The organism is Streptomyces sp. NPDC055749, assembly GCF_053617235.1.
Genome location: NZ_JBSHFH010000052.1, coordinates 26,716 through 53,385, shown reverse-complemented (window position 1 = coordinate 53,385; position 26,670 = coordinate 26,716). Strand labels below are relative to the sequence as shown.

Annotated in this window: 24 protein-coding genes; 7 read left to right on the top strand and 17 right to left on the bottom strand. The window is 71.3% G+C overall.

What is annotated here, in order from left to right:
* Positions 1–39: 39 nt before the first annotated feature.
* The 4 genes from ACWGO0_RS30030 to ACWGO0_RS30015 all read right to left on the bottom strand — a co-directional run bounded on the left by ACWGO0_RS30030 (position 40) and on the right by ACWGO0_RS30015 (position 4,899).
* Positions 40–1,680 (bottom strand): extracellular solute-binding protein, encoded by a 1,641-nt coding sequence (locus tag ACWGO0_RS30030; protein WP_453541915.1) that lies wholly within the window; start codon positions 1,678–1,680, stop codon positions 40–42.
* Between the two features lie 48 nt (positions 1,681–1,728).
* On the bottom strand, positions 1,729–2,649 hold the full coding sequence (locus tag ACWGO0_RS30025) for a carbohydrate ABC transporter permease (protein WP_453541912.1): 921 nt from the start codon (positions 2,647–2,649) through the stop codon (positions 1,729–1,731).
* The gene (locus ACWGO0_RS30020; protein ID WP_453541909.1) at positions 2,646–3,665 is read right to left on the bottom strand and encodes an ABC transporter permease; all 1,020 of its coding nucleotides are present in this window, start codon (positions 3,663–3,665) and stop codon (positions 2,646–2,648) included. The genes ACWGO0_RS30025 and ACWGO0_RS30020 overlap by 4 nt, the downstream gene beginning before the upstream one ends.
* A 94-nt stretch (positions 3,666–3,759) precedes the next feature.
* A complete protein-coding gene (locus tag ACWGO0_RS30015; RefSeq protein WP_453541907.1) occupies positions 3,760–4,899 on the bottom strand; it encodes an ROK family protein in 1,140 nt (379 codons plus the stop codon).
* A gap of 97 nt (positions 4,900–4,996) precedes the next feature.
* Here ACWGO0_RS30015 and ACWGO0_RS30010 point away from each other — a divergent pair, with 97 nt between their 5' ends.
* On the top strand, positions 4,997–7,900 hold the full coding sequence (locus tag ACWGO0_RS30010; RefSeq protein WP_453541904.1) for a glycoside hydrolase domain-containing protein: 2,904 nt from the start codon (positions 4,997–4,999) through the stop codon (positions 7,898–7,900).
* 29 nt (positions 7,901–7,929) lie between these two features.
* Here the strand turns inward: ACWGO0_RS30010 and ACWGO0_RS30005 are convergent, their stop codons facing one another.
* Complete coding sequence (locus ACWGO0_RS30005; RefSeq protein ID WP_453541901.1) at positions 7,930–9,141, bottom strand: CapA family protein; 1,212 nt, start codon at positions 9,139–9,141, stop codon at positions 7,930–7,932.
* A 258-nt stretch (positions 9,142–9,399) separates the two neighbouring features.
* On the opposite strand from ACWGO0_RS30005, the gene ACWGO0_RS30000 reads away from it, so the two are divergent.
* Positions 9,400–9,969: a sigma-70 family RNA polymerase sigma factor gene (locus tag ACWGO0_RS30000; RefSeq protein ID WP_453541898.1), complete on the top strand. Its 570-nt coding sequence runs from the start codon at positions 9,400–9,402 to the stop codon at positions 9,967–9,969.
* Here ACWGO0_RS30000 and ACWGO0_RS29995 read toward each other — a convergent pair.
* Positions 9,903–10,100: a zf-HC2 domain-containing protein gene (locus tag ACWGO0_RS29995; RefSeq protein ID WP_453541895.1), complete on the bottom strand. Its 198-nt coding sequence runs from the start codon at positions 10,098–10,100 to the stop codon at positions 9,903–9,905. The genes ACWGO0_RS30000 and ACWGO0_RS29995 overlap by 67 nt on opposite strands.
* Positions 10,101–10,227: 127 nt before the next feature.
* Here ACWGO0_RS29995 and ACWGO0_RS29990 point away from each other — a divergent pair, with 127 nt between their 5' ends.
* On the top strand, positions 10,228–10,737 hold the full coding sequence (locus ACWGO0_RS29990; protein WP_453541892.1) for a hypothetical protein: 510 nt from the start codon (positions 10,228–10,230) through the stop codon (positions 10,735–10,737).
* Between the two features lie 16 nt (positions 10,738–10,753).
* On the opposite strand, the gene ACWGO0_RS29985 is transcribed toward ACWGO0_RS29990, so the two are convergent.
* From ACWGO0_RS29985 to ACWGO0_RS29970, 4 genes are all read right to left on the bottom strand, one after another.
* Complete coding sequence (locus ACWGO0_RS29985) at positions 10,754–11,941, bottom strand: sensor histidine kinase (RefSeq protein WP_453541889.1); 1,188 nt, start codon at positions 11,939–11,941, stop codon at positions 10,754–10,756.
* Entirely contained in the window at positions 11,938–13,428 is a 1,491-nt protein-coding gene (locus ACWGO0_RS29980) for a sodium/solute symporter (RefSeq protein WP_453541886.1), read from the bottom strand. The genes ACWGO0_RS29985 and ACWGO0_RS29980 overlap by 4 nt, the downstream gene beginning before the upstream one ends.
* Entirely contained in the window at positions 13,425–13,787 is a 363-nt protein-coding gene (locus ACWGO0_RS29975; protein ID WP_453541883.1) for a hypothetical protein, read from the bottom strand. Before ACWGO0_RS29975 ends, ACWGO0_RS29980 begins: the two co-directional genes overlap by 4 nt.
* 63 nt (positions 13,788–13,850) lie before the next feature.
* Positions 13,851–14,603, bottom strand: coding sequence for a LytR/AlgR family response regulator transcription factor (locus ACWGO0_RS29970; protein ID WP_453541880.1), 753 nt, complete (start codon positions 14,601–14,603; stop codon positions 13,851–13,853).
* Positions 14,604–14,685: 82 nt separating this feature from the next.
* Between ACWGO0_RS29970 and ACWGO0_RS29965 the strand changes: the two genes are divergently transcribed.
* Positions 14,686–15,342 (top strand): zf-HC2 domain-containing protein, encoded by a 657-nt coding sequence (locus ACWGO0_RS29965; RefSeq protein ID WP_453541877.1) that lies wholly within the window; start codon positions 14,686–14,688, stop codon positions 15,340–15,342.
* 20 nt (positions 15,343–15,362) lie between these two features.
* Here the strand turns inward: ACWGO0_RS29965 and ACWGO0_RS29960 are convergent, their stop codons facing one another.
* From ACWGO0_RS29960 to ACWGO0_RS29930, 7 genes are all read right to left on the bottom strand, one after another.
* Complete coding sequence (locus ACWGO0_RS29960; RefSeq protein WP_453541874.1) at positions 15,363–16,223, bottom strand: Fpg/Nei family DNA glycosylase; 861 nt, start codon at positions 16,221–16,223, stop codon at positions 15,363–15,365.
* A gap of 55 nt (positions 16,224–16,278) precedes the next feature.
* Positions 16,279–17,127, bottom strand: a complete 849-nt coding sequence (locus tag ACWGO0_RS29955; RefSeq protein ID WP_453541871.1) for an amidohydrolase family protein — start codon at positions 17,125–17,127, stop codon at positions 16,279–16,281.
* Between the two features lies 1 nt (position 17,128).
* Positions 17,129–17,440 (bottom strand): L-rhamnose mutarotase, encoded by a 312-nt coding sequence (locus ACWGO0_RS29950; protein ID WP_453541868.1) that lies wholly within the window; start codon positions 17,438–17,440, stop codon positions 17,129–17,131.
* A 1-nt stretch (position 17,441) separates the two neighbouring features.
* Complete coding sequence (locus ACWGO0_RS29945) at positions 17,442–18,449, bottom strand: aldo/keto reductase (RefSeq protein ID WP_453541865.1); 1,008 nt, start codon at positions 18,447–18,449, stop codon at positions 17,442–17,444.
* Positions 18,450–18,584: 135 nt separating this feature from the next.
* Positions 18,585–20,000 (bottom strand): wax ester/triacylglycerol synthase family O-acyltransferase, encoded by a 1,416-nt coding sequence (locus ACWGO0_RS29940; protein ID WP_453541862.1) that lies wholly within the window; start codon positions 19,998–20,000, stop codon positions 18,585–18,587.
* Positions 20,001–20,364: 364 nt separating this feature from the next.
* Positions 20,365–22,434 carry a SpoIIE family protein phosphatase gene (locus tag ACWGO0_RS29935; RefSeq protein WP_453541859.1) on the bottom strand — a complete coding sequence of 690 codons (2,070 nt, stop codon included), beginning with the start codon at positions 22,432–22,434 and terminating at the stop codon, positions 20,365–20,367.
* Between the two features lie 87 nt (positions 22,435–22,521).
* A complete protein-coding gene (locus tag ACWGO0_RS29930) occupies positions 22,522–23,643 on the bottom strand; it encodes a DUF6777 domain-containing protein (protein ID WP_453541856.1) in 1,122 nt (373 codons plus the stop codon).
* A 183-nt stretch (positions 23,644–23,826) separates the two neighbouring features.
* Between ACWGO0_RS29930 and ACWGO0_RS29925 the strand changes: the two genes are divergently transcribed.
* The 3 genes from ACWGO0_RS29925 to ACWGO0_RS29915 are packed head-to-tail and all read left to right on the top strand — an operon-like array spanning position 23,827 to position 26,660.
* On the top strand, positions 23,827–24,663 hold the full coding sequence (locus ACWGO0_RS29925) for a YndJ family protein (protein ID WP_453541854.1): 837 nt from the start codon (positions 23,827–23,829) through the stop codon (positions 24,661–24,663).
* Positions 24,660–25,175, top strand: coding sequence for a DUF1990 family protein (locus ACWGO0_RS29920; protein WP_453541851.1), 516 nt, complete (start codon positions 24,660–24,662; stop codon positions 25,173–25,175). The genes ACWGO0_RS29925 and ACWGO0_RS29920 overlap by 4 nt, the downstream gene beginning before the upstream one ends.
* 21 nt (positions 25,176–25,196) lie before the next feature.
* A complete protein-coding gene (locus ACWGO0_RS29915; protein WP_453541848.1) occupies positions 25,197–26,660 on the top strand; it encodes a lipase maturation factor family protein in 1,464 nt (487 codons plus the stop codon).
* The last annotated feature ends 10 nt before the right edge of the window (positions 26,661–26,670 follow it).

Genomic DNA, 26,670 nt, shown 5'->3' with positions numbered 1-26,670 from the left:
GGCGGGCCCGCCGGTGGCGGGCGCCCGCGCCGCCGTGCCTCACGCGCTCTGCGCGATCGACTTCTGGAACTCCCCGGCCATCTTGTCCAGTCCCTTGGAACGCCACTCGGACCAGAACGGCTTCCACTCGCTGATCTTCTTACGGCCGCTCACGATGTCGTTGACCAGGTCGCCGGCCTCCGTCGACATCCGTCCGTAGTGCTCGGTGTAGGCGTCCGAGTAGTGGCCGACGACCGGATTGGCAATCGCGGTCTCGGTGAGCTTCTGCTCGACCTCGTAGATCGTCCGCACGTCCTCGGGCCCCTGGGTGCCGGGGAAGAACGAGGGCTGGAGCACGAAGGGAGCGGTCGTGGCGGTGGACAGGCCGCTGTAGAGCCCTTCGACCTGCTGCTTCCCCTTCTTCGTACGCTGGGGGAAGCCCTTGGCGTCGTAGGTGAAGTCGGCTCCCTCGGTACCGAACTCGACGAACTCGCGCTCCTTCGTGCCGTAGGGCGCGGCGAGGTAGTCGAGGATGCCGAGCAGCATGCGTACGCGCTTCTCGTCGCCCTTCTTGATGGCCGTGTAGCCGATCGTGCCCAGGTGGTAGTGGTGGTTGGGCTGCGCGCCCCCCGCAGCGAACGGGATCATGATCTCGGCGCCGAGCGACGGGTCATTGGTACGGAGGTTGTTGCGACCGCCCGAGGGGTTGGCGAAGACCACCGCACCGATGGTGCCCTGGGCCATCTTCAGATACGCGTCGGCCATCTCCGGGTTGCCCGGGTAGAAGACGCCCGCCTTCTTCAGACCGATGACGAAGTTCAGGGCCTCCATGTACTCGTCGGTCTCCTGGAACCAGGTGAGCGAGCCGTCCTTGTTCAGCCGCCACTTGTTGGGGGCGCCGAAGCACTGGCTCATGACGCTGACGGCGTTGACGTAGATCGGTTCCAGCGCCCATACGTTGCCGCCTGTCACCTCCTTGCACTTGGACAGGAACTCCTCGGGGCTGCTCGCGGAGAGACCGCCAGCCTTCTCCCAGACCTTGGGGTTGCCGCCGTAGACCTGTCCGAAGGCGGGGTAGGGGCTGGGCGCGCCCCAGATCTTGCCGTTGACGACAGCGGTCTTCCAGTGGGCGGGGGTCATCGCGGCGAGGTTGGGGTACTCCTTGACCGCGTCGCCGGAGACGTACTCGGTGATGTCCGCGCACTTCGCTTCGAGCAGTTCGGCGATGTGCTGGATGCCCTGGTTCGGCGGGATCCACATCAGGTCGGGCAGCTCGCCGCCCGCGACCGTGGCGGAGAACTTCTGTTCGTAGCCGGGGTCGGTGCCGAGGATCGCCGAGAGGTCGACGTTCAGTTCCTTGTTGAGCTTCTGCCAGTGCTGGTTGGAGCCCTTGGGGAGCGGCGGCTGGGTCCAGATCTCGGTGAGCACCGTGACCTTCGAGCCGTCGCCCGGTGCCTTCGCGACGCTCTGGATCAGCTCCTTCGGGTACGAGAGGAAGCCCGCGGAGAGCCCCTTGGCGTTGGCCGGAAGGTCGGGCGTGACCTTGGTGAAGGGGGCGTACGAGGGCAGCTTCACCTTGGCCGAGGCGGCTTCGCCCTTGTTGGCCGTGGACGTTCCGCAGCCGGTGAGCGCGGTGGTGGCCGCACCGGCCGCGACGGCGGTGCTCAGGCTCAGGAAGGTGCGTCGGGACATGCCTGTCATGGGGATCTCCGCAACGGGATGAGGGGGACGGACGGGGAAGGGCGTGGGTCAGCCCTTGATGGCGCCGGTGAGGACGCCCTTGGTGAAGTACTTCTGGAGGAACGGGTAGAGCATCAGGATCGGGATCAGCGCGAGCATGACCACGGCCATGGAGATCGACTGCTGGGGCGGCATGTGGGCCACGCCGAGCTGGTCGGCGGCCAGCTGCTTGTTCTGCACGACGTAGGTGCGCAGGAGCAGCTGGATCGGCCACTTCCCGGAGTCGTTGAGGTAGAGCATCGCGTTGAAGAACGCGTTCCAGTACGTCACCGCGTAGAAGAGGCCGACGACGGCGATGACGCCCTTGGAGAGCGGGAGGACGATCCGGGTCAGGATGCGCCAGTCACCGGCGCCGTCGATCCGCGCGGCCTGGTAGAGCTCCTCGGGGATGTTCATGAAGAACGCCCGCATCACGACCAGGTTGAACGCGTTGACCAGGCCGGGCAGGATCAGCGCCCAGTAGGAGTCCAGCAGGCTGAGCTGCTTGACCATGACGTACATCGGGATCATGCCGGGTGCGAAGAGCAGCGTGAACAGGATGAGCAGCAGGACGGGTTTGCTGCCGGGCACACCCCGCTTGCTCAGCGCGTAGGCCAGGGCGATGGTGGTGAGCAGCGAGAGTGCCGTCCCGACCGTGGTGATCAGTACGCTGACGGTGACCGCGCGGGTGACCAGACCGCCGGAGAGGATCGTGCGGTACGCCTCCAGGGTCGGCTCGGTCGGGAAGAGGACGAAGCCGCCCGCCGCCGTGATCTCCTCGCGTGAGGCGAGGCTGGTGGAGAGCACGACCACGAAGGGCACCGTCATCACGATCACGACGACGGTGATGACGAGGGCCTTGGCGGCCGAGCCGAGCCGGGTGGGCGGTTCTTCCCAGGCGGGCCTGCGGTCCGCGGGCCGCGGCTTCAACAGGGGTGCTCCGATGCTCATTTGCTGTACACCCCTTGCTCTCCGAATGCGTGGGCCAGCCGGTTTGCGCCCCAGATCATCAGGGCGCCGACGACGCCCTTGACCAGGCCGGCGGCGGCTCCGATACCCCAGTCGCCGTAGACGACGCCGTGGTAGTAGACGTAGGTGTCGAGGACTTCGGCGGCCCTCGCGCCGACCGCGTCGCGCTGGAGCAGGAACTGCTCGAAGCCGACGGACAGTACGTCACCGAGGCGCAGGACCAGCAGCATGACCGTGACGCCTCGCACGGCCGGCAGCGTGATGTGCCACATCCGGCGCCAGCGTCCGGCGCCGTCGACGGCCGCGGACTCGTACAGGCTCTGGTCGACGTTGGCGAGCGCCGCCAGATAGATGATCATGCCCCAGCCGATGTCCTTCCAGATCACCTGCGCGGTGATCAGGATCGGGAAGGTGGAGGGGTCGTCCATCACGTCGAGGGGCGTGAGCCCCTGGTCGCGCAGGAAGTTGCTGATCAGTCCCGCTCCGCCCAGCACCTGCTGGAAGAGGGCGACGACCAGCACCCACGAGATGAAGTGGGGGAGGTAGACGACGCTCTGGACGAACTTCTTTACGCGGGTGCTGACGAGGCTGTTGATGAGCAGCGCCAGGGCCAGCGGCGCGGGGAAGAAGAAGATCAGTTGGAGGGCGGCGAAGGCCAGTGTGTTGCGTACCGACTCCCAGAACGCGGGGTCGGCGAAGACCTCCTGGAAGTTGGCGAGGCCCACCAGGGGGCTTTCCTTGAAGCCGATGAAGGGCTGGTAGTCCTGGAAGGCGACGATGTTGCCGAGCATCGGCGCGTAGAAGAAGACGGCGAAGAACAGCAGGCCCGGGGCCATCAGGGCGAGCATCACCCAGTTGTTGCGCAGCCGGACCCGCAGGGGTATCCGCCGCAGGGGCGGCAGTCCGCCGGGGGGCGTGGGGGCTTTCGGTGGCGAGGCGGCCCGGGGGCTGGTGGTTGTTGCAGGGGATGTCACACGTTCTCCCTGGCCTGACGGCATGACGGGGGCCTGACGGCACGACGAGTTTAGAAACCAACTTTCGGAAAAGAGTGGCCACATCATCGAATCGCCGCAGGCCCACGTCAACAGCCAATTAGTCCTGAGGAGTTGGACTTTTCTGCGCGCCGTGCTCGATGTGTTCCAATGCCAGCCGGGCTGCCCCGATTGCGGTCGATTCCTCTCCGAGTGCGGAGATCCGTACGACCGGCGCATGGGGGCAGAGGGCGGCGAGCCGTGCGGCGAAAGGCTCGCTGAGCAGCGCTCCGGCCCGTGAGATGCCCCCGCCGAGTACCACCGCCTGCGGGTCGAGCACGGCCACGTGCCGCGCCAGGCTGTCGGCCAGGGCCTCGGCGAAGGCGCGCAGGGTGTAGCGGGCGCCCCGGTCGCCCGCCGCCGCTGCCGTCACCACGGCGCGGGCGGCGTTCTCCCGGGTGGGTTCCCCGTCGCCCCGGTGCCCGGCGAACCAGTCGAGCAGGCGCTGGTAGGAGAGCGACCAGCCGTCGTCCGAGACCATCTCCCCCGCCGCCCCGTTGAAGCCCCGGTGCAGGTCACCGCGGAGCCAGAGGCCGATGCCGAGCCTGTTGCCGACGTAGAGGCAGACGCAGTCCGGCACTCCGACGGCCACTCCGGTGGTGCATTCGGCGAGGGTCGCCAGCTGGATGTCGTTGCCCACGACGACGCGGCCCCGGGCGGCGCCGGCCAGCTCATCAGCCAGGTCCAGACCGGTCCAGCCGGGCAGCGAGTCGCTCTCGGCGACCCGGCCCCGGGTGTCCACCATGCCGCTGGTGCCGATGCCCGTGGCGAGCGGGGCGACCCCGGCCGCGGCCGGCTGCGCCAGACAGCCGGCGATCGCCCTGCGCACCGCGTCCAGCCTCTCCCGTGCCGGGAGTTCGGGGGTGACGGCGATCCGCTCCGTGGCGACCGTGCGGCCGAGCAGATCGGCGGCCAGGACCAGGATCTTGTGGGCCCCGATGTCGATGCCGAGCACGTGCCCGGCCTCGGCCCGGAAGCGGAATCGCCGCGCCGGGCGCCCCACGGACCCGCTGTTGGCCCCCAGTTCCACGAGCCTGCCCTCGCGCAGCAGCTGGGCGGTGAGGTCCTGGGCCGTCGGCCGGGACACCCCGATCAGCCCGGCGAGTTCCGGCACGGTGACCTCGTCGCGCTCGCGCACGATTCGCAGCGCCGCAGCCGCGTTCAGCCGGCGCAACAGCGAGGCGTCCCCACCCCGGTCCATGGCAGCTCCCTTGACAGCGTGATCGTCGGCTCTCCATGGTGTCCCATGGCAATTGAGCAACTTACCTAATAAATAGCGCCCTTGAGGGAGTGCGGACATGGCTGAGCAGGATCGGCATCCGGAGCTGGAGTGCGGGCTCGGTTCATGGGACAGCGATGCCTACGGCAATCACCGGATGCTGGTCCGCGTGAGCGCGGGCACGGGCGGTGACGCGGTGGCAGCCGAACTGCCCTGGCGGCGCACCGATCCGGAACCGGGCTCCGTCGATGTGCTGGTGCTCGCCCCGTCGGGCCGCCGGATCCGCAACACGCTGACCGTGGAGGTGACGGCCGAACGCGGCCGGATCGCCTTCGAGCCGGTCGAGGGCCCCGGCGAGTACGCCGTGCACTATCTGCCGTACGCGCACACCGGCCGCCCCTACTACCCGCAGTCCGTCTACCGGCAGCCCACCAGGACAGCCGATCCCGACTGGGTGCACCGCTGCGGCCTCCGGGACCCGGAGAGCGGCTGGCCGGGCCTGGAGCGGGCGCAGACGTTCCGTTACGAGGCGGTGAGCGCCGTCGACTCCTTCGCGCCGCTGGGCTTCGCGGCCACCGCCGAGGAGCGGGCCGCCCTGACACGGGAGCATCCGCGAGAGCCGTTCCTGCTCTTCGGCGAGGACCGGGCGCACCCCCTCGGCCGGATCGGCGCGTTGCCCGCGCGCTGGGCGAGGTCGGCGCCGTTCTCCGCGTTCGCGGGCACCGCGGCGCGGGGCGAGTTCTACGTACTCCAGGCCGGGATCCACGCGGTCGCGGCGCTGGCGGAGGTCACCGCCGAGGTCCGCGGTCTGCCGTTCCCCTCCCGGTGCCTCAGCACGGGGGGAACCGACGCGCGCGGCCTGAGCTTCGAGAAACGGACCGACATCGCCGCCGGACAGGTGCACGCGCTCTGGTTCGGGCTGGATGTGCCGCAGGACGCCGAGCCCGGTGTGTACGAGGGTGAGATCGCCGTCCGCGCGCGTGGCGCGGCGGAACGGGTGCTGCCGCTGCGGATCACCGTCGGGCCGGAGAGCGTCGCCGACCACGGCGCGGGTGAGCCGGCCAGGCTCGCACGCCTGCGCTGGCTGGACTCGACGCTCGGCCAGGACGACGAGGTGGTGGAGCCGTTCACCCCGGTGAAGACGGCAGGGCGGCGCCTCGACATCCTCGGGCGGTCCGTGGAACTGGGCGACGACGGTCTGCCGCACCGCCTCATCTCCTCGTTCACCCCCCAGGTGACCGGCACCGAGGGCCCGGAGCGCGACCTGCTGGCCGCCCCGGTGTCCCTCACGGTCGGCCGCCCTCTCGACCAGGGGCCGCTGGAGCTCGACCAGCCGGGACCCGCCCGGGTCCGCTGGTCCACCACGGCGACCGGGCCGGGAGTGCGGCTGCGTACCGAGGGCGAGCTGGAGGCCGACGGCTTCCTCGTCGTACGGGCGACCCTGGAGGCGACCGCGGCGCTCGACACCGAGGTACGGCTCGAAGTGCCGCTCCACACCGGGGTCGCGCGGTACGCGATGGGTCTCGGGCTGCCCGGACAGGAATGCCCGGACTCCTTCGACTGGAGCTGGGACACCCCGGTCCGCAATCAGGACGCCCTCTGGCTCGGCGCACCGTCGGCCGGTCTTCAGCTGTCGCTCCGCGACGAGCACTACGCCCGCCCGCTCAACACCAACTACTACCGCGAGAAGCCGCTGGTCACCCCGTGTTCCTGGGCCGGTGACGGGGAGGGCGGCGTCCGGCTGCGGACGGCTGACGGTGTCCGGACCGTGACCGCGTTCAGCGGTCCGCTGCGGCTCGCCGCCGGGGAAAGCCGACGCTTCGAACTACGGCTGCTGCTCACTCCGTTCAAACCGCTCCGGCCGGCGGATCAGCTCACCGACCGCTACTACCACGCCTACGCGTCCCCGGCGGAGGTCGCGGAGTACGGCGCCAACGTCGTCAATCTGCACCACGCCACCCCGCCCAACCCGTACATCAACGACCCGCTGCTCGCCGCCGACGTCCTGCGCGGCTACACCCAGGACGCCCACCGGCTCGGCATCCGGGTGAAGGTGTACGACACCGTGCGCGAACTGACCCGGCACACTCCAGAACTGCCCGCCCTGGCCTCGCTCGGGGACGAGGTGCTCGCGCCGGGTCCCGGCGGCGGGCACGCCTGGCTGCGCGAGCACCTGGGCACCGACTACGTCCCGGGGTGGGTGGCCTCCGACGTCGGCGATGTCGCCGTGGTCACCTCCGGCGACTCGCGCTGGCACAACTCCTATGTGTGCGGAATCGACCGGCTGCGCCACCGGGTCGGCGTCGACGGGCTGTATCTCGACGACGTGGCGTACGACCGTACGACGATGAAGCGGGTGCGCAAGGCCCTCTCGCGGCCGGGCTCCGCCCCGCCCTTGATCGACCTGCACTCCTGCAACCAGTTCCGGGAGCCGGACGGTTTCGCCTCCAGCGCCAATCTGTACGCGGAACTGATGCCGTACACCGACCGGCTCTGGCTCGGCGAGCTCTTCGACTACGAGAACACCGACCCGGCGTACTGGCTGGTGGAACTGTCCGGGATCCCCTTCGGCCTGATGGGCGAGATGCTGGAGGGCGGCGGCAACCCCTGGCGCGGGCTGGTCTTCGGGATGACGGCGCGGGCGCCGATGACCGATGTCCGCCCGCTGTGGCGTGCCTTCGACGAACTGCGGCTTCCGGAGGCGGAACTGACCGGCTGGTGGGCGGAGGCCCCACCCGTTTCCACCGGACGTCCCGATGTGCTCGCCTCGACCTGGGAGGGCCCCGGCGGGACAGCCACCGCGCTGGCCTCCTGGGCGGCGCAGCCGGTGGAGTGCGTGCTGAGCGGGGCGGACGGACCGGTGGCGGCGTACGCACCGGCGATCGAGGGCTTCCAGCCGGAGCGGTCCTTCGCGGCGGGTGAGCCGGTCCCGGTCGACCCGGGACGCGGCTGGCTGCTCTCCGTGGGAGTCGCTTCCCCGTGATCCGTCGGGCTACTTCCCCATGAGTCGGGTTACTTCCCCATGAGGAGGCCGTCCTCGGCAGCACCGCGGCCGAGGACGATGTCGCGGATGCGGTCGCGTACCTCGCGGTGGTGTTCGGCTCCCTCGTCGATGGAGGCGTTGAGGTTGACGACCCGGCCGGTGCCGGTGTCGTACCACTGGGGGATGAATTCGGCCTTCTTCACGGTCCAGCGCTTCCCGGGTTCCGCGGGCGGCTCGAAGGTGAAGCGGCCCATGGAGCTCTGGTTGCCCCGCGGGTCCTGGGCACCCTGGTAGTTGATCATCGCCCCGGCGATCTGGTCGCCCATGCCGTAGACGATCCAGGTGCCGTTGACCTTCTCGTACGCCTGCGGGACATGGGCGTGCGTGCCGAGGATCAGGTCGATGTCGGGGCGGCCGTCGGAGGTGGCGGCGGTGAGGCTCCGGCCGAGGGTGAGCTGCTTCGCGTCGGGCTCGTCCTGCCATTCGGTGCCCCAGTGCAGGGAGACGGCCACCACGTCTGCGCCCGCCCTGCGGGCCGCCCGCGCGTCGGCGACGATCTTCTGTTCGTCGATCAGGTTGACCGCCCAGGGCCGGCCTTCCGGCAGCGGGAAGTCGTTGGTTCCGTAGGTGTAGGCGAGGTGGGCGACCTTGGCGGCGTTTTTGCCCTTGCCCGCGTTCAGGAGGGTGGGCCGGGCGGCCTCGGCGGCGGAGCGTGCGGAACCGGCGTGCGCGATGCCCTGCTTGTCGAGGGCGTCGAGAGTGCGGCGGATGCCGCCCGCTCCGTCGTCCAGCGTGTGGTTGGAGGCGGTGGAACAGGAGTCGAATCCGGTGGCGCGCAGACCCTTCGCCACCTCCGGCGGCGATTTGAAGGTGGGGTAGCCGGTGTAGGGACCACCCTCCTTCCCGTACACCGTCTCCATATGACAGATCGCCAGGTCCGCCCCGGAGACGACGGGTGCGGCGCCTGCGAGCATCGGGCGGAAGTCGTATCCCCGGCCGCCGGCGTCCGCCGCCGCCCGGTCGATGACCGAGGAGTGCGGCAGGACGTCGCCGGAGGCCAGGAGCGTGAAGGCGCGGGCCTTGTCGGCGGCGACGGCCCCCGCTCTCCCGCCTCCCTGTCCGGTGGCCGGGGGGCTCGCGGGGTCACTCGTGGCCGGGGTCCGCTGCCCGCTACAAGCGGTTGCGGCGGCGAGCAGCACGGTGACGACGGCCACCGTGCCCTTCTCGATGCGCTTCGTCATCTGTCCGGCTCCCAGTTCGACTGATTACGGGCATCTGACTACACATATCTTCATACCGCCGAGTCAAGGATCAAAGCCCCGAGCCTCCCTGAATCGGTCGTATCGCCGTCGCCCGACCGTTCACCGCACCACTCGCCGCTCCGTGCGACCGCTCGTCGCACAGCTCGGTGCACCGCCTGTTCCTCCTGGCCCGGATGCGTTCGTATACGGCAGGCGGCAGCGAGGCGGCAGGGGCCTCTCCGGGAAGGGACGTTCACCATGACCACGACGAAGACCGGCGAGCGGGCCCTCGCGGATCTCCAGCGCGAGCACGGGCCCGCGCTGTTCCACTTCCTGCTGGGCCTGACCTTCGGTGACCGGCAGCGCGCGGAGGATCTGCTCCAGGAGACGCTGGTACGCGCCTGGCAGCACCCGGAGGCGTTCGACGCCCCCTACGAATCGATGCGCCCGTGGCTCTTCACCGTGGGGCGCCGCCTCGCGATCGACGCCCGCCGCTCGCGTCTGGCCCGCCCGGCGGAGGTGAGCGACGCCGTCCTGGAGAGTGCCCCCGCCCCTCAGGACACGGCGGACTCGGCGGTGCGCGCGCTCGATGTGCGGGAGGCCGTGAGGACGCTCAGCCCGGAGCACCGCGCGGTGCTGGTGCAGATCTACTTCCGCGGAATGAGCGTGGGCGAGACGGCGCAGGTGCTCGGCATACCCGCGGGCACCGTCAAGTCCCGTTCGTACTACGCGCTGCGGCTGCTGTCCCGCAGTCTGCCCGGCTACTCCAGCAAGTCCTCCGCGTTGAGCAGGCCGAGCATGGCCGATGCCTCCGCGACCTCGACATAGGCACCCGCACAGCCGTCGCAGCACTGGAGGTGCCGCGAGACCGTGGCGCACTCCGCGGCGGCCAGTGCGTCCAGGACGTACGCGCCGAGCAACTGCCGCACGTGTGGGCCGTCGGCACGGTCGGCGCTCATCTCAACCTCCTGTCTCCTGGGCCAATTCGGACCGACCGGTCTTTCTCTTCTGCCCACGCGGGGCATGCGCCCCCGGTTCAATGCTCCCTGAAGCCCTGTGGCGAGTTTAGGAAAGAGGCGAGGCGGGATGCGTCCCGAACGCACGGATGGGACCGGTGGGGGCGGGCTGCTGATCCCGATGGCCTGGCTTTACGCCGAGTACATCGCGGACGAGCTGCTGCTGACCGGCGATCTCATGGAGCCGACGACGCTGGAGTACCGGGCCGGGCGGGATGCCCTCGCGCTCACGATCTTTCTCTCCGACGGGGCGGTGGCCGACGCGCTGCCCGCCGCCCGGGTGGACGAGTTACGGCTGCTGACGGCGTACGGAACGTCCTGGCGGCAGTGGATCTGCGAGCGCCTCGACGAGCTCGGCCGGCGAGCGGCTCACGACGGCCCGCCGGACCCCGACGCTGCGCTGGCGCGCGCGGCCTGGCGGTGGCTGGAGGAGACCGAACTGCTCGCCGCGGACCTCGACGCGATCGGCGCACCCTCCTGGGCGCCGCCGGAGCGCGCGGAGGAGGAGGCCGCCCAGGTGTGGACTCCGGCGTGGCAGCTCGGGCTGCCGCTGGGGCATCTGGCCGTGCACCTCTACTGAGGCACCACGGGCCGCTTCATGAACCGTGCACCCCGGCACGGTACTTGGGCAGTCGCAGGGTGATCTTCATGCCCGCGCCGACCCCCGTCTCGATGACGAGGCCATAGTCGTCTCCGTACACCTGCCTCAGCCGCTCGTCCACATTGAGCAGGCCGATGCCGGTCGAGGTGCCGCCCTCGCCGCGCAGGATCTCGCGCAGCCGGTCCGGGTCCATGCCGGTGCCGTCGTCCTCGATGACGACCTCGGCCTCCGACCCGGCGTCCAGGGCGCTGATGGTGATGCGGCTGGCGGTGACTGCGCCTTCGAGGCCGTGCTTGACGGCGTTCTCGACCAGGGGCTGGAGGCAGAGGAACGGCAGCGCGACGGGAAGAACCTCGGGGGCGACCTGGAGCGTGACGGCCAGCCGTTCGCCGAAGCGGGCCCGCACCAGCGCGAGGTACTGGTCGATGGAGTGCAGCTCGTCGGCGAGGGTGGTGAACTCCCCGTGGCGGCGGAACGAGTAGCGGGTGAAGTCGGCGAACTCCAGCAGGAGTTCCCGCGCCTGCTCCGGGTCGGTGCGGACGAACGAGGCGATCGCCGCCAGGGAGTTGAAGATGAAGTGTGGCGAGATCTGTGCCCGCAGGGCCTTGATCTCGGCCTCGATGAGCTTCGTGCGGGAGCGGTCGAGTTCGGCGAGTTCCAGCTGTACGCAGACCCAGCGGGCCACCTCCCCCGCCGCCCGCGCCAGCACGGCCGATTCGCGGGGGGCGTAGGCGACCAGCGTGCCGAGCACCCGGTGGTCGACGGTCAGCGGGACGGCCACGGCCCAGCGCAGCGGGCAGTCGAGGTCCTCGCAGCCGGTGTGGAACGCGGTGTCCCGGCCGCTCGCCAGAAGACCCTGGACGTGCTCCATCACCCCCTTGCCGTGATGGTCCCCGTCGCCGTCCCACACCAGGATCCGGTCGCGGTCGGTGAGGCAGAGCGCGTCCGTTCCCAGCAGTGAGCGCAGCCGGCCCGCCGACCGGCGCGCGCTCTCCTCGGTGAGTCCGGCCCGCAGCGGCGGCGCCGCGAGCGAGGCGGTGTGCAGGGTCTCGAACGTGGCGTGCTCCACCGGGGTGCCGACGTCACTGGTACGTACGGGCCGGCCCGTGCGGCCCAGCAGATAGCCCGTGCCGAACAGCAGCAGGACCACCACGGCGAGTACGGCGATACCGGCCCCGGTCATCGTGCTCTCCCCGAGGTCAGTGCTTCCGGCAGATGGAAGCGGGTCATGGCGGCGTTGGTGCCGGGCGGTATCCGGCCGGGGGTGGCGAGCGATACGAGGATCATCGCGAGGAACCCCACGGGTACGGACCAGACGGCGGGCCAGGCGAGCAGGGCGTGCGGCCAGCCGGGCGGGCGCACCGCGCCGCTGACGGTGATGGCGACGGACAGCAGCGCCGAGCCGCCGCCGAGCAGCAGTCCGGCGATCGCCCCGGGCGGGGTGAGCCGCCGCCACCAGATGCCGAGGACGAGCAGCGGGCAGAAGGACGAGGCGGACACGGCGAACGCCATCCCCACCGCGTCGGCCACCGGCACCCGGCTGACGAGCAGCGAACCGGCCAGCGGTACGGCCATGGCGAGGACGGTGGCCAGCCGGAAGTGCCGTACACCGCGCGAGGGCAGCACGTCCTGGGTGATCACTCCGGCGACGGCCATGGTGAGCCCGGAGGCCGTCGACAGGAACGCGGCGAAGGCGCCACCGGCGATGAGCGCGCCGAGGAGGTCGCCGCCCACGCCGCCGATGACCCGTGCGGGCAGGAGGAGCACGGCGGCGTCGGCGTCCCCGCCGTGCATCAGCTCGGGGGCGTACAGCCGGCCCAGTGCCCCGTAGACGGGCGGCAGCACATAGAACATGCCGACCAGGGCGAGGACGGCGACGGTGGTGCGGCGGGCGTCGCGCCCGTTGGGGCTGGTGTAGAAGCGGACGACGACGTGGGGCAGTCCCATGGTGCCGAGGAAGGTGGCCACGATCAGCCCGTACGTCGCGTACAGCGGATGGTCGGCGCGGAAGACGGAGATCTGCTCGTCGAACGAGACGCGGGGCCGGCCGTCGCCCTGCCAGGCCAGCACCAGGAAGATCGCGGGCACGAGCAGGGCGGTCAGCTTCAGCCAGTACTGGAAGACCTGGACGAAGGTGATGGAGCGCATGCCGCCCGCGGCGACGGCGATCACCACGACGGAGGCGACGAGCACGTCGCCGAGCCAGCCGGGCGCCCCGGTGAGGATCTGCAGGGTGAGCCCGGCGCCCTGGAGCTGCGGTACGAGGTACAGCCAGCCCGCGCCCACCACGAAGACACTGACGAGCCTGCGCACCTGGCGGGATTCGAGCCGGCCTTCGGCGAAGTCGGGCAGGGTGTACGCCCCCGAGCGGCGCAGCGGCGCGGCGACGAACACCAGCAGCACCAGATATCCGGCGGTGTATCCGACGGGGTACCAGAGCATGTCGGGGCCGTGCACGAGGACGAGACCCGCGATGCCGAGGAAGGAGGCTGCGGAGAGGTACTCGCCGCTGATGGCCGCCGCGTTGAGGCGGGGCCGTACGGTTCTGGACGCGACGTAGAAGTCCGATGTGGTCCGTGAGATCCGGAGTCCGAATCCGCCGACGAGGACGGTGGCGAGCACGACGAGCGCGACCGCCACCACCGACGCCAGGTGGTCGGGGCTGCTCACTGGGCGGGGCGGCCTTCCACGAGCCTGGCGAAGTCCCGCTCGTTGCGTTCGGCGCGCCGCACGTACCACCAGGCGATCAGGGTCAGCGGCGGGTAGGCGGCGAAGCCGAGTACCGCCCAGACGACCGCGGCACTGTCCAGCGCGGCGAAGACCAGGGGCAGGGTGCCCGCGACGAGGGCCAGCACGGCGAAGGCGGTGAGTCCGGCGCGCAGCTGGCTGCGCATCAGCGAGCGCACATAGGCACCGCCGAGCGCCGTCTGCTCGTCGATCTCCGACTGGGCGCGGTAGCGGGGCAGCGGGCGCACCCGCCGCGGCTCCCCCGTCACCACTTCACGCCGGGGTGTGGGCTCTGCGGACATGGGCCCGGAGTGTAGGCGCCGAAGGAGCGCTCTGGGAAGGGCAGGTCCGGGGGTCGGCGCTGGTCAGCGGCCGGTCTGGCGCATGAGGAGATCCCGGAGCGAGCGGCTGTGGCGGCGGCTCACGGCGAGCTCCGCATCGCCGATGCGTACGCTCATGCTGCCTGCGTCGAGCCGGAGTTCGTCGATGCGGCTCAGCGCCACCAGGTGGCGACGGTGGATGCGTACGAAGCCCCGGGAGCGCCAGCGCTCTTCGAGGGTGGTCAGCGGAATCCGGACCAGATGGCTGCCCGAGACGGTGTGGAGCCGTGCGTAGTCGCCCTGCGCCTCTGCGTACGCGATGTCGTCGATGGGGACGAAGCGGGTGACTCCGCCGAGCTCGACCGGTATCTGGTCGGCGGCGGCGTCGTGGACGGACGCGGACCGGTCACCGACCTGCTCGGCGACCCGGCGTACGGCCTCTGCGAGACGTTCCCGGCGCACGGGCTTGAGTACGTAGTCGACGGCCTTGAGGTCGAACGCGTGCACGGCGAAGCCTTCGTGCGCGGTGACGAACACGATGAGCGGAGGCGCGGCGAACCCGGCCAGCAGCTGGGCGACGTCGAGCCCGGTGAGGCCCGCCATGTGGATGTCGAGGAACACCACGTCGATGGCGGACGGATCGTCGGGGCCCGCGTCGACGGCGCCGCCGATACGGCGCAGCGCCTCGGTGGCCCCGGTCGCCCCTTCGGCGCTGCGGATACGGGGATCGGCGCGCAGGAGGTAGAGAAGTTCCTCCAGGGCGGGTTGTTCGTCGTCGACGGCGAGTACGCGCAGCATGAGGCCGGAGTTTAGGGCCCCGCGAGTCTGTCCGGGTCCGGGCGGCGTGAGTGATTCACGCGTTCCCCGCGTACCTCACTGCATGCACTCCCCCGATCACCGTCGCGCCTCGGGCGCCTATGCCCTCGGCGTGCTCGGCGCCGCCGGCGCCTTCCGTTTCGAGGAGCATCTCGCGGGGTGCCCCGCGTGCCGGTGGCAGGTGAGTGAGTTCGGTGCGGTGACGGCTCTGCTGGCGGAGTACGGGCGCCCAGCGCCGGAGGAGGTGGAGCTGGTACGGGAGCCGGACGCCGCGCTCCTGGACCGGACGGTCGCCTCGGTGGCGGCCCTGCGGCGGAGGGCGCGGTGGCGGCGGGCGGCGCTGGTGGCGGCGGCGGCCGTGCTGGCGGTGGGCGGGCCCTTGGTGGTGGCCGGTTCGCCGGAGGGTCCCGGGCGCGCCCAGGCGGAGCGGTGGGCGGGACGGGACGCGGCGTCGGGGGTGGTGGCCGCGGTGACGACCGGGGCGCGGGAGTGGGGGACGGACGTGGACCTGTGGGTGGACCGGGTTCCGGAGGCGGGGGCGTGTGCGCTGGTCGCGGTGGGGCGGGACGGCGGCGAGCAGACGGTGACCACCTGGTCGGCCGCCCGTCCCGACGGCGAACCGGTCCGGGTGAGCGGCGGCGCGGCCATGCCCGAGGACACCATCGACCGCTTCGAGGTGCGCACGGCCGTGGGGCAGCGCCTCGTCACGGTCACCCGCTGACCGATGTACCGGGCGGGCGGCTATTTCAGCAGTCGCGAGAGCCGGCGGTCGGCGAGCGGCTTGCCGCCCGTCTGGCAGGTGGGGCAGTACTGGAGCGAGGAGTCGCTGAAGGAGACCTCCAGGATCGTGTCGCCGCAAACGGGGCACGGCAGGCCGGTGCGCCCGTGGACCCTCATGCCGCTCTTCTTCTCCGCCTTGAGTTTGCCCGCTTCGAGTCCGCTGGAGCGTTCGACCGCGTCGGTGAGGGTGGTGCGCAGCGCGCCGTACAGCCCGGTGATGTCGTCCTCACTCAGGCCGGACGTCAGCTTGAACGGGGACATCTTCGCGACGTGCAGGATCTCGTCGCTGTACGCGTTGCCGATGCCCGCGATGAGCGACTGGTCCCGCAGGGCTCCTTTGATCCGGCGACGTTCCCCGGCGAGCAGCGCGGCGAACGCGGCGCGGTCGAAGGAGTCGTCGAGCGGATCGGGCCCCAGCCGCTGGACACCGGGCACCTGCGCCGGGTCGTGCACCAGGTGGACCGAGAGCCGTTTGGTGGTACCCATCTCGGTGAGGTCGAAGCCGTCTCCCCCGGCGAGGATCACGCGCAGCGCGAGGGGACCCTTGCCGGGCCGTGGCGGTGCGGCGGGAAAGCTGTCCTTCCAGTGGAGCCAGCCGGCCCGTGCGAGGTGGGTGACCAGATGCAGTCCCCCCGCGGTGATGTCGAGGAACTTGCCGTGTCGGGCCACGGCGGTGACGGTCGCGCCGTCGAGGGCGGACAGCGGCGGGTCGTACGTCTTGAGGACGCTGATCGCGAGCGGCAGGACACGGGCGATCTCCTTGCCGACCAGGTGATCGTCGAGGAAGACCCGCAGCGCTTCGACTTCCGGCAGTTCGGGCATGCCTCCAGCCTGCCGCAGCGCCGCGGCGGTTGCCTCCCCGCGACCCGCGGGCGGCTCAGCCCAGCCCGTACACGCGGGTGGCGGTGTCCGCGAAGACGGCCCGCTGTTCATCGCCGGTGAGGTCCGCGGTCAGGGTGCGGGCGGCGTCGACGACCTCGGCGTAACTCGCCGCCAGCCGGCACACCGGCCAGTCCGAGCCGAACATCAGCCGGTCCGGGCCGAAGGCGCCGATGACCGTCTCCGCGTACGGGCGCAGGTCCTCGACGGTCCAGGAGCGCAGCTCGGCCTCGGTGACCAGGCCGGAGAGCTTGCAGACCGTGTTGGGCCGGTCCGCCAGCGTCCGCAGGTCGTCGGCCCACGGGTGCGTACGCCGCTGGGCCACGGGTGGTTTGCCCGCGTGGTCGAGGACGAAGGTGAGGCCGGGCAGCAGTGCGGCGGCCTTCGCGGCGGCGGGCAGCTGGTGGGGCAGGACGATCAGGTCGTAGGCCAGTCCGGCGTCGGCGACGGCGGCAAGGCCGCGCAGGACGTCGGGGCGCAGCAGCCACTCGGGGTCGGGCTCGCCCTGCACCTGGTGCCGGATGCCGACGAGCCGGTCGCCGCCGGGCAGGGCCCGCAGCGCGGCGAGGGTGTCGGTGATGCCGGGTGCGGTGAGGTCGGTCCAGCCGACGACACCCGCGACCAGGGTGCTGCACTCGGCGAGTGCGAGGAACTCGGGGGTCTCCTCGGCGACTGTGACGGTCTGGACGAGGACGGTGGCGGTCACACCGGCGGCGCGGGCCTCGGGCTCCAGATCGGCGAGGGTGAACGTACGCCGGATGGGGGCGAGTTCCTCGCCGGTGATCCAGTCCTGGTCGCGTACGGAGAGGTCCCACACGTGGTGGTGGGCGTCGACGACGGGTGTCATGTCAGAGCTCCCAGGCCACGGGCAGACCGGCTCCGGCCCCGTCCGGGGTGTAGTCGTGGGCGACGTCGAGGAGTTCGTCCATCCGGGCCTGCCAGGCCACGTTGACGGGCAGGGTCTCCAGTTCGGCGAGGAGCCGGGCGTAGTCCTCGCATTCGACGAGGTGGAAGAGGTCGGTGCCGCTGCGCCAGATCGTCCAGGAGGTGGCCCCCGCCGCGCGGATCGCGGTGGTGAGCTCCGCGGGCACTTCGCGGTGCGCCGCCTCGTACTCCTCGACGCGGTCGGCGCGGACCTTGGTGTGCAGAGCGATCCTCATGTCAGTTCCCTTCCCGGTGCCCGTCGGCACCCGGCTCGTCGTTGAGGAGTCCTTCGGCGCGCAGGTCGTCCCAGAGGGCGTCCGGGATCTCCTGGCGGAGCAGCGCCGCCGCGTCCCGTACCTCGTCGGGGGAGCGGGTGCCGACGAGCACTCCGGCGACGGCCGGGTGGGCGAGCGGGTAGTGCAGGGCTGCGGCGCGCAGCGGTACGCCGTATCCCTCGACGACGGCCTTCATGCGCAGGGCCCGGTCGAGGAGCGAGAGGGGCGCTGCCGCGTAGTCGTACGTCGCGCCGGGGCGCGGGTCGGCGAGGAGGCCCGAGTTGAAGACGCCGCCGACGACGACGCTCCGGCCGCGCTCGGCGGCCTCCGGCAGCACCGTGGCCAGGGCACTGTGGTCGAGGAGGGTGTAGCGGCCGGCGCAGAGCACGGTGTCGACGTCGGTGTCGCGCAGGAAGCGGGTGAGCATCGCCGTCTGGTTCATGCCCGCGCCGATGGCTCCGACAATGCCCTCGGCCCGGAGTTTCTCCAGCGCCGGGTAGCCCTCGCGGAAGGCCGCCTCCTCGTGGTCGTCGGGGTCGTGGAGGTAGGCGATGTCGATACGGTCGAGGCCCAGCCGTTCCAGGCTGTCCTCGATGGAGCGCCGTACGCCGTCGGCGCTGAAGTCCCAGCGGCGCCGGTGGGTGGCGCGCACGGCGAACCCTTCGGAGAGCCCGTTGGTGGCCGGGACCTCGCCCGCGGGCAGCGGGTCGAGGATCCGGCCGACCTTGGTGGACACGGCGTAGTCGTCGCGGGGCCGGTCCCGCAGCGCCTCGCCGAGCCGCCGCTCGGAGAGACCGAGCCCGTAGTGCGGTGCGGTGTCGAAGTAGCGGATGCCCTCGTCCCAGGCCGCGTCCACGGCCGCCGCGGCCTGGGCGGGGTCGACGGTGGTGAAGAGGTTGCCGATGGCGGCTGCTCCGAAGGAGAGCCGGGTGATCTCGACCGCGCTGCTCCCGAGCCTGTTCCGTTGCATGTCTCCGCCGTCCCCTACCCGATGATCGCTTGGCACTCACAGCGAATATTCATCGGATCACTGGGGCGCGTCAACACCCTGAACGCGAGAGGAACCGGCCGGGGGCGGTGTGTTCTCGGTAATCAGTCCGATCTATCAGGCGGTGGGCGCGGCCTGGAGGTCCAAGGAGTCCTCCGGTGTCATGGCCGGCTCGGTGACCGGGGCCGTGATCAGTGACCGCAGTTCCGCGAGCTCCTCCTCGATCGCGGTCGCCAGGCTTTCGAGGTCCGGCAGCGCCTTGCCGTCGGCCACCAGACCGACCTGGACCCGCCCTCCGTACGTGGACAGGGCCACGGCCAGCGCCTGGCCGCGGGCCAGGGGTGCCATCGGGTAGACGGCGCTCAGCGGGCAGCCGCCGAGGGAGAGCGCCGAGCGCGGCAGCGGCACGCTGGTGACCAGGACGTCGAACAGGATCCGGGCGGCGTTCCCGGCCAGGGGAGCACCGAACCGGTGGACCAGCGGCGGCAGCTGATCGGCGAGTACGGCGACGGCACCGGCCCCCCGCAGCGGCCCCGCCGACTTGTTGCGGTCCATGGCGGTCCGCACCGCGCGCAGCCGTGCGCGGGCATCGGGTTCGCTGACGGGCAGCCCGAGGAGGTAGGCGGAGAGCCTGTTCCCGTTGCCCGTCGTCGCGCGCGGCCTGCGCCGGGAGACGGGGACGAGCGCGCGGGGGTCGGCACCCGGCAGTTCCTCGCCGCGTTCCAGCATCCACCGCCGCAGCCCCCCGGCGACGACGGCCAGCAGGACGTCGTTGGCCGTACCGCCTTCGGCCCTGCGGATGCCCTGGACCACGTCGGCGTCCAGCTCCGCCGTGGCCAGCCGGCGGGTGCCGCTGGAGCCCGCGGTGAGCGCGGTCGAGACGTGCAGGTCGAGGCGGCTGGCCCGGACGACGGAGGCACCCACCCCGAGCGCCCGCCCGACCTCCCCGATCCGGTCCAGTGCCATGCCCGCCACCTGGCGCGGCCCCGGCATCCAGGACCGAGGGGGCACGGGAACGCGCCGGCGCACCGGTCCGCGGCCGGCTCCGGCGGCCACCCCGGCGATCTGGTCGAAGATCCCGGCGCCGATGGCGACGGCGCGCATCCCGTCCGCGAGTGCGTGGTGCAGCTTGACGAGCACGGCGAACGGCCCGTCGTCGGCGCCGCTCAGCAGATACATCTGCCACGGCGGCAGACCGCGTTCGAGCGGCTGCTCCATCAGCTCCCCGGCGAGCCGGGTCGCCTCCGCCATGAAGTCGCCGTCGTCCAGGACCACCCGGATCACATGGCGGTGTACGTCGAACTCCTTGTGCACCGACCAGGCCGAGCCGCCGACGGGCAGCAGGACGTCCCGTACGCGCATCCGCAGCCGGGGAATGGCGGCGGCGCGGGCGCCGAGGAGGTCCAGGATGTCGGCGGGTCCGGCGCCGGGAGCCGGTGTGAAGACGGCGAGCGCGCCGAGGTGCATCGGGTGCGCGTCGGATTCGAGGTGCCAGAAGGCGAGGTCAAGCGGTGTCAGTAGCTCGGTACCCAATGGGTCCTCATGTCGTGGAAGGCAGAACGGCAGGACCGGGGCGCGAAAAGGAGAGCCGGGCTCACCGCCCGCGCGCTCCCCCCGCGCCCCCGCAGTCAATCGCCGGTGGACGGTCACGGTCAAGGACAGACATGTTACGTTCAGTTACTTCCGGGTAGGGCTAGGGCCTGTCCGGCGGATCAGGACCGGATAGGACGCGGCGTCTGGTGCGGTGCATCGCAAGGCGCCGGAGCGTCCTCAGGTGGGGTCTCCCCTGCTCGAACGAAGTTGAGAGCTTGGGGAAGGAGCTATGCGGGCGGTTCGGCAACGCCGCGAGGTGCCGTGCCAGACGCCGTGGCCCCGGTCATGGTCCGCCGGACAGGCCCTACGCCCGCTCCGGGATGAGGAATTCGCACCACACGCACTTGCCGGTGCCCCGTGATTCCACGCCCCAGACCTCGCCCAGCCGCTCGACGAGCATCAGTCCCCGCCCCGAGACCCCGGACTCCCCCGCGTCCCTGCGCCGGGGCAGCGCGCTGGAGCGGTCCTCGACGTCGACCCGCAGCCGCCGCTCGGGGCCGGCGAGGACTCTGATCGTCACGATCGCCCCGCCGTCGGTGTGCATCAGAGCGTTGGTGATCAGCTCGTCGGCGGCGAGCTCGATCTCGTCGGCCCGCTCCCCCGCGCCCCATGCCTGAACGGCGGCCCTGATCATGTGGCGGGCGCAGCTCAGCGCCTCCGGGTCGTTCTGCGCGACGTGCTGCTGGAGCCGGCCGCCGGGCTGGGGGGCGTGGGCCGCCTTGCGGCGCAGCAGGAGCATCGCCACGTCGTCCTCGCCGCCCCGCTCGTCGACCGCCTCGCAGAGGCCGTCGGCCAGTTCTTCGAGGTCCTTGGGCCCCTTGGTCACCAGGTCGACCAGCAGTTGCATGCCCTCGTCGAGATCGGAACCCGGCATCTCCACCAGGCCGTCCGTGTACAGCACCATCGCCTGGCCGGGGTCCAGCTCGACCGTGCTGACCGGGTAGTCGAGCCGCCCGAACTCGGCGGAGAGCCCCAGCGGCAGCCCACCCTCGACCGGCAGCCGGCGGCAGCTCCCGTCGACGTCCCGTACGAGCGGGTCGACGTGCCCCGCGCGGACCATCTGCACCACTCCGGTCCGCAGGTCGACCTCGGCGTAGCTGCACGTCGCGAAGCGGTCGGTGTCGAGTTCGTGGAGGAAGACGGAGGCCCGCGCCATGACCGTGGCGGGGCTGTGCCCCTCGGCGGCGTAGGCCCGCAGGACGATCCTGAGCTGCCCCATGACCGCAGCCGCGTGCGTGTCGTGGCCCTGTACGTCCCCGATGACGGCTCCGACCCGGCCGCCCGGCAGCGGAATGATGTCGTACCAGTCGCCACCGATGTCCCTGCCCATCCGCGCGGAGCGGTAGCGGACGGCGACCTGCGCCCCGGGCACCTCGGGGATTCTGCGGGGCAGCATCGCCTGCTGGAGGCCTTCGGCGAGGTCGTGCTCCTGCTCGTACAGCATGGCGCGCTGAAGGCTCTGGGCAATCGAGCTGCCCAGGGCCACCAGCAGATTCCGCTCGTCGTCGGTGAACCCCGCCTTGTCGCTGTAGAGGAGCCCGAGCGCCCCGATGGGCCGGGCCTGCGCGATCAGCGGCATATAGGCCGCGGCGGTGATGCCGAGGTGGCTGATGTGCGGCCACAGGATGGGGTACGAGGCGGCGAAGTCCTCGGCCGATTCGATGAAGCGGGGCGCGAGGGTACGGACGACTTCACTCATCGGGTACGGCTCGTCCGAACGGGTGTAGCGCGTGCCCGGCACATAGGCCCCGTCGGGTCCGTCGGCCACGAGATGGATGCGCCCGGCCTCCAGCAGTCCCATGACGAGGCTGGCCGCGCCGAGGTTGGCGAGGCCGTCCTGGGAGTTCTTCAGTACGTCGGTGACGTCCTTGACCGTGCGGGCGTGGGCGAGGGCAGCCGTGGTGCCCTCCACCACACTGGTCCGCTTCCGCCGCTCCTCGTCCAGCTCCCGGCGGGCGGTGGAGTCGGACAGTTCCTGGGTGGCGTCGCGGACGATCCCGATGATGCGGTGGGGCCGGCCGGTGCCGTCCCGGCGGATGAATCCCTGAGTGTGGGTCCACTGCAGGCTGCCGTCGCGCCGCAGGATGCGGAAGTACGCGCCGTAGTTGCTGCGCCCGCCCTTGAGGGCCTGCGAGACCAGCACGTCCAGCCGCACGCCTTCGTCCGACGGAACGCGGGTGGACAGCGTGATCGGCCGGTTGTCGTACTCCTCGGGCCGCAGGTCGAACACGTCGAGTGCGGGCTGGTCCATGTGCATGAGTCCGCTGTCCAGATCCCAGTCGAAGCTGCCCATTCGGTTCAGGGCCAGGCTGAGGTCCGGGTGGGCGGGCCAGTCTTCCGGGAGTGACAGGGCACCCGCTCCCCGATCATCCATATGGATCACTCTGCCATCAATTGTCCGATTCTTCGAGCCACTCGACTGCGGGCACCCTCTCACCCCTCCCCCGGGCACCCGCCGCCGTCAGCCCGCGAACGACTCCGGCACATCGGGTCCGTCGGGCATCGGCGGCACCGCTCCGTCCGGGTACTGACCCGGCCCGGCCGGCTCCTCGCCCGAGTCGCCCGAACCGGCCGAGTCGCCCACCGGATCGGGCGGGGTGGCGTACGACTCGTCCGCCGGCACCTCCACGACCTCCTCCAGCGGCGCGTCCACCCCCTCGTCGGCCGGCTCGTCCGTCGGCACGTCCTGCGGCACCGAGGGGTCGGGGCCGCTGGTCTCCGAAGGAGGCGCGGGCGTTGCCGGATCCGAGGCGGGCGGCGGCGTGGAGGCGTCGGGCGAGGACACGATGCCGTCCCCCGGGTCGAAGGGCGGCGGGTCGTCGGGAGTCCTGTCCTGCGCCCCGTCGTCACCGGCCGGCCGCTCGATCCAGGTGCCGTCGTCGACGTCCGCGATGACGAAGTCCGTGATCGCCAGCATGCTGGCCTCGATGACCAGGACCCGGTTCGGGTCGTAGCCCGCCCACTCCTTGCCGCGGTACTCCATGGTGCCCTTCATGACGACCGGCGAGCCGAGCGGGTTGCCGCACGCGCAGCGGACCCGGGGCGAGCCGTGCGTGTCGGCCAGCACGGCGGTGCCCGCCTGGAGCACGGACTGGAAGGCCGTGGGCGACCCTTCGGCGTACCCATGACCGGTGACACGGATGTCGGACCTCAGCAGTACGGGGGTGAGGCCGCGCAGGAATGCCGGGATCTCCTTCTGGCGGATTCCGGCGGCTTCGGCGAAGGCGCGGCCCTTGGCCCGGTCCGCGGTCAGGAAGCGCAGCTGCTCCTCGACGTCGCAGCTCGCCTCGGACCGGGTGCCGCCGTAGAGCCCTGGGGTGGATCCGGAGACGGTGCGCGCCCTGACCCCCGCGAGGGCGGCGGGTGACGCGGTGGCCGCCGGGGGCGGGGAACCGGCACTGGAGCCGCTGAACGGGTCGGGGCCGGGCTCCGCGGCCGGCTGGAGGAGGAGCTCCTTGCCGCCCGCGGTGCCCTTGGTGCCGTTCTCGCCACTCCCTCCGTCCTGGGCGCAGCCCGTGACCAGGAGGACACCGAAGGACAGGGCGGCCAACGCGGTACGCCGCGGACGTTGGGGTGAGCGCACGGAGCTCTCCTGCCTGTTCACCTCGAACCGATGAGTCCCCTCATCTCTGCCGCACTCCAGGCCCGCCCGCAAGCCGAACGATCACCGTCCCGACAGCCACCGAAGGCACTTGAACATGTTCAAGAAAGGCTCTAATCTCAGCAACGAGCCGTTTGAACACGTTCAATACGAGAGGGGCGGGTCATGTCCGTACTGGTGAACGCGATCGTGATGCTGGGCATGCTCGTCGTCGTGCCCGCCGGGCTGCGGCTGATGGAGGCCCCGGAGCTCGACCGGATGCGGCGGCTGTGGCCGCTCTTCGCCGTTCCGGGCGCCGTGTCCCTCTGGCTGCCGCGCGGCCTCCCCGCCACCTCGCTCGCCGTCTGTTACGCGCTCGGCGCCGTGGCCCTGGCGCTGCACGCACCGCTGCGCGCGGCCCGTACCCGCAGCGCGCATCCCACGGAGATCGCCCTGCACACCGCCCTGGTGACGCCCTCGGTCGCCGCGCTCGCCCTGGTCGCGGAGCGCTCGGGACTCGAACTGTTCGGCTTCGACCTCGGGATCCTCGCGCTGACCGTGCCGCACTTCCACTTCGCCGGATTCGCCGCCGCGCTGGTGGCGGGGCTGCTCTGCCGGGTCACCGGCACACCTGCGGGCCGCTTCGCCGCGCTGAGCGTGCCGGTGGGCACCCTGCTCGTACTGATCGGCTACTTCATCGGGGACTGGGCGGAGCTGGCCGGGGCAGTCGTCCTGACGGCCGGAATGTGGTCCGTCGCCCTGCTGACGCTGCGCACCGTCCGCACCGGCCGTCCCGACCGCACCACCCGGATCCTGCTCGTCACCTCGGCCGCGGTCCTCGCCGCCACCATGGTGCTCGCACTGAGCTGGGCGCTCGGTGAGGCCACCGGCATTCCCCACCCCACCCTGACCTGGATGGCCGCCACACACGGCCTCGGCAACGCACTGGGCTTCGCACTCTGCTCGGTGCTCGCCTGGCGCAGGCTCCAGGACCGCACCCCTCCGGAAGGCAGGACCGCATGAGCACGCTCACGTACCCCGAGGTCGGCGCGACCCTCCTCGGCCCGCTCCCCGACGGCTACCACCACCTCCACCACCGGACCAGGGTGGGCAGGGGCAAGGAGGACTTCGAGGCGGCCGGCGCGGCCGTCACCGAGTGGCGCATGCACCGGGCGGCGGGGGCGGGGGTGAACGCGACCGCCCCACGGGCCGAGCCCGGAACCGGCGTCGCGGTCTCCCTGGGCATCGGACCGCTCCGGATCACCGCGCAGTGCGAGGTGGTCTGGGCGGTGTACGAGAGCCGGCGCACCGGCTTCGCCTACGGCACCCTGGACCGGCATCCGGAGCGCGGCGAGGAGTGCTTCGTGGTGAACCTCGACGACGACGGGTCGGTGTGGTTCACGGTCATGGCCTTCTCCCGGCCCGCCTCCTGGTACGCACGGCTCGCCGGACCGCTCGTACCGCCGGTGCAGCGGTGGTACGCGCGCCGGCTCGGCCGCACCCTGCGCCGGACGGTCGCCACCCGCCGGCCGTGACCGTGGCCGATACTGGAGGCGATGGAGTGGTTCACCGCAGATGGCTACTGGCTGAGCAGGCTGATCTTCCAGCGGGCTCTCGCCGTCCTCTATCTGGTCGCCTTCCTCGCCGCGGCGCTCCAGTTCCGGGCACTGATCGGCGAACGCGGGATGCTGCCCGTACCGACCCTTCTGCGGCACACCCACTGGCGCCTCGCTCCCGGCCTCTTCCGGCTCCACTACTCGGACCGCCTCTTCGCCGTCGTGGCGTGGACCGGCTGCGCCATCGCCCTGGCGCTGATCGCCGGGGTGGACTCGCTCGTCCCTCTCTGGGCCGGGATGCTCCTGTGGGCGCTGCCCTGGGTTCTGTATCTGTCGATCGTCCAGGTCGGCCAGGTCTGGTACGGCTTCGGCTGGGAGTCGTTGCTGCTGGAAACGGGATTCCTGGCCGTCTTCCTGGGCAGCGGGGACACGGCGACGCCCGTACTCGTGCTGTGGCTGCTGCGCTGGCTGCTGTTCCGCGTGGAGTTCGGTGCCGGGCTCATCAAGATCCGCGGTGACTCATGCTGGCGCCGGCTGACCTGTCTGGAGTTCCATCACGAGACCCAGCCGATGCCTGGCCCGCTGAGCTGGTTCTTCCACCACCTGCCGAAGCCCGCGCACCGGGTGGAGGTGGCCGCGAACCACGTCACCCAGCTCCTGGTCCCGTTCCTGCTCTTCACCCCGCAGCCGGTGGCGAGCCTGGCCGCCGGACTGATGATCGTCACCCAGCTGTGGCTGGTGCTCTCGGGCAACTTCGCCTGGCTGAACTGGCTCACCATCACGCTCGCCCTGTCGGCCGTCGACTGGTCCCTCGTCGCCGGGGAACCGCCCGCGCAGTCCGCACCACCCCTCTGGTACGAGGTGGTGGTCATCGCCGTCACGGTCCTGATCGTGGCCCTCAGCTACCGGCCCGCCCGCAACCTGCTCTCCCGACGCCAGGTGATGAACCGGTCCTTCGACCCGCTCCACCTCGTCAACACCTACGGGGCGTTCGGCAGCATCAGCCGGGTGCGGCTGGAAGTCGTCGTCGAGGGGACCGGCGAACCGGTGATCCACGAGGGCACGCACTGGCAGGAGTACGGCTTCCGCGGCAAGCCTGGCGATCCCGGACGGCTGCCGCGCCAGTTCGCCCCGTACCATCTGCGGCTCGACTGGATGATGTGGTTCGCCGCGCTCTCCCCCGCGTACGCCCGGTCCTGGTTCGGGCCGTTCGTCGAACGGCTGCTGGAGAACGACCGCGACACCCTGCGGCTGCTGCGGCACAACCCGTTCCCCGACGCCCCGCCCGTACACGTCCGCGCCCGTGTGTACCGCTACCGGTACACCTCGTGGCGCGAGCTGCGGGAGACCCGGAACTGGTGGCACCGCGACTACGTGCGCGAGTTCATGCGGCCCGCCTCGCTGACGCCGCCAATGGCCCCGCCCTCCCGCCGAGGCGGAAGGACGGGGCTCGGAGAACAGTGACCGGTGCGGG

What these genes read in the sequence shown, in the direction of transcription:
- ACWGO0_RS30030 (WP_453541915.1), bottom strand. Translation starts at nt 1,680, where the DNA reads ATGACAGGCATGTCCCGACGCACCTTCCTGAGCCTGAGCACCGCCGTC.
- ACWGO0_RS30025 (WP_453541912.1), bottom strand. Translation starts at nt 2,649, where the DNA reads ATGAGCATCGGAGCACCCCTGTTGAAGCCGCGGCCCGCGGACCGCAGG.
- ACWGO0_RS30020 (WP_453541909.1), bottom strand. Translation starts at nt 3,665, where the DNA reads ATGCCGTCAGGCCAGGGAGAACGTGTGACATCCCCTGCAACAACCACC.
- ACWGO0_RS30015 (WP_453541907.1), bottom strand. Translation starts at nt 4,899, where the DNA reads ATGGACCGGGGTGGGGACGCCTCGCTGTTGCGCCGGCTGAACGCGGCT.
- ACWGO0_RS30010 (WP_453541904.1), top strand. Translation starts at nt 4,997, where the DNA reads ATGGCTGAGCAGGATCGGCATCCGGAGCTGGAGTGCGGGCTCGGTTCA.
- ACWGO0_RS30005 (WP_453541901.1), bottom strand. Translation starts at nt 9,141, where the DNA reads ATGACGAAGCGCATCGAGAAGGGCACGGTGGCCGTCGTCACCGTGCTG.
- ACWGO0_RS30000 (WP_453541898.1), top strand. Translation starts at nt 9,400, where the DNA reads ATGACCACGACGAAGACCGGCGAGCGGGCCCTCGCGGATCTCCAGCGC.
- ACWGO0_RS29995 (WP_453541895.1), bottom strand. Translation starts at nt 10,100, where the DNA reads ATGAGCGCCGACCGTGCCGACGGCCCACACGTGCGGCAGTTGCTCGGC.
- ACWGO0_RS29990 (WP_453541892.1), top strand. Translation starts at nt 10,228, where the DNA reads ATGCGTCCCGAACGCACGGATGGGACCGGTGGGGGCGGGCTGCTGATC.
- ACWGO0_RS29985 (WP_453541889.1), bottom strand. Translation starts at nt 11,941, where the DNA reads ATGACCGGGGCCGGTATCGCCGTACTCGCCGTGGTGGTCCTGCTGCTG.
- ACWGO0_RS29975 (WP_453541883.1), bottom strand. Translation starts at nt 13,787, where the DNA reads ATGTCCGCAGAGCCCACACCCCGGCGTGAAGTGGTGACGGGGGAGCCG.
- ACWGO0_RS29970 (WP_453541880.1), bottom strand. Translation starts at nt 14,603, where the DNA reads ATGCTGCGCGTACTCGCCGTCGACGACGAACAACCCGCCCTGGAGGAA.
- ACWGO0_RS29965 (WP_453541877.1), top strand. Translation starts at nt 14,686, where the DNA reads ATGCACTCCCCCGATCACCGTCGCGCCTCGGGCGCCTATGCCCTCGGC.
- ACWGO0_RS29960 (WP_453541874.1), bottom strand. Translation starts at nt 16,223, where the DNA reads ATGCCCGAACTGCCGGAAGTCGAAGCGCTGCGGGTCTTCCTCGACGAT.
- ACWGO0_RS29955 (WP_453541871.1), bottom strand. Translation starts at nt 17,127, where the DNA reads ATGACACCCGTCGTCGACGCCCACCACCACGTGTGGGACCTCTCCGTA.
- ACWGO0_RS29950 (WP_453541868.1), bottom strand. Translation starts at nt 17,440, where the DNA reads ATGAGGATCGCTCTGCACACCAAGGTCCGCGCCGACCGCGTCGAGGAG.
- ACWGO0_RS29945 (WP_453541865.1), bottom strand. Translation starts at nt 18,449, where the DNA reads ATGCAACGGAACAGGCTCGGGAGCAGCGCGGTCGAGATCACCCGGCTC.
- ACWGO0_RS29935 (WP_453541859.1), bottom strand. Translation starts at nt 22,434, where the DNA reads ATGGATGATCGGGGAGCGGGTGCCCTGTCACTCCCGGAAGACTGGCCC.
- ACWGO0_RS29925 (WP_453541854.1), top strand. Translation starts at nt 23,827, where the DNA reads ATGTCCGTACTGGTGAACGCGATCGTGATGCTGGGCATGCTCGTCGTC.
- ACWGO0_RS29920 (WP_453541851.1), top strand. Translation starts at nt 24,660, where the DNA reads ATGAGCACGCTCACGTACCCCGAGGTCGGCGCGACCCTCCTCGGCCCG.
- ACWGO0_RS29915 (WP_453541848.1), top strand. Translation starts at nt 25,197, where the DNA reads ATGGAGTGGTTCACCGCAGATGGCTACTGGCTGAGCAGGCTGATCTTC.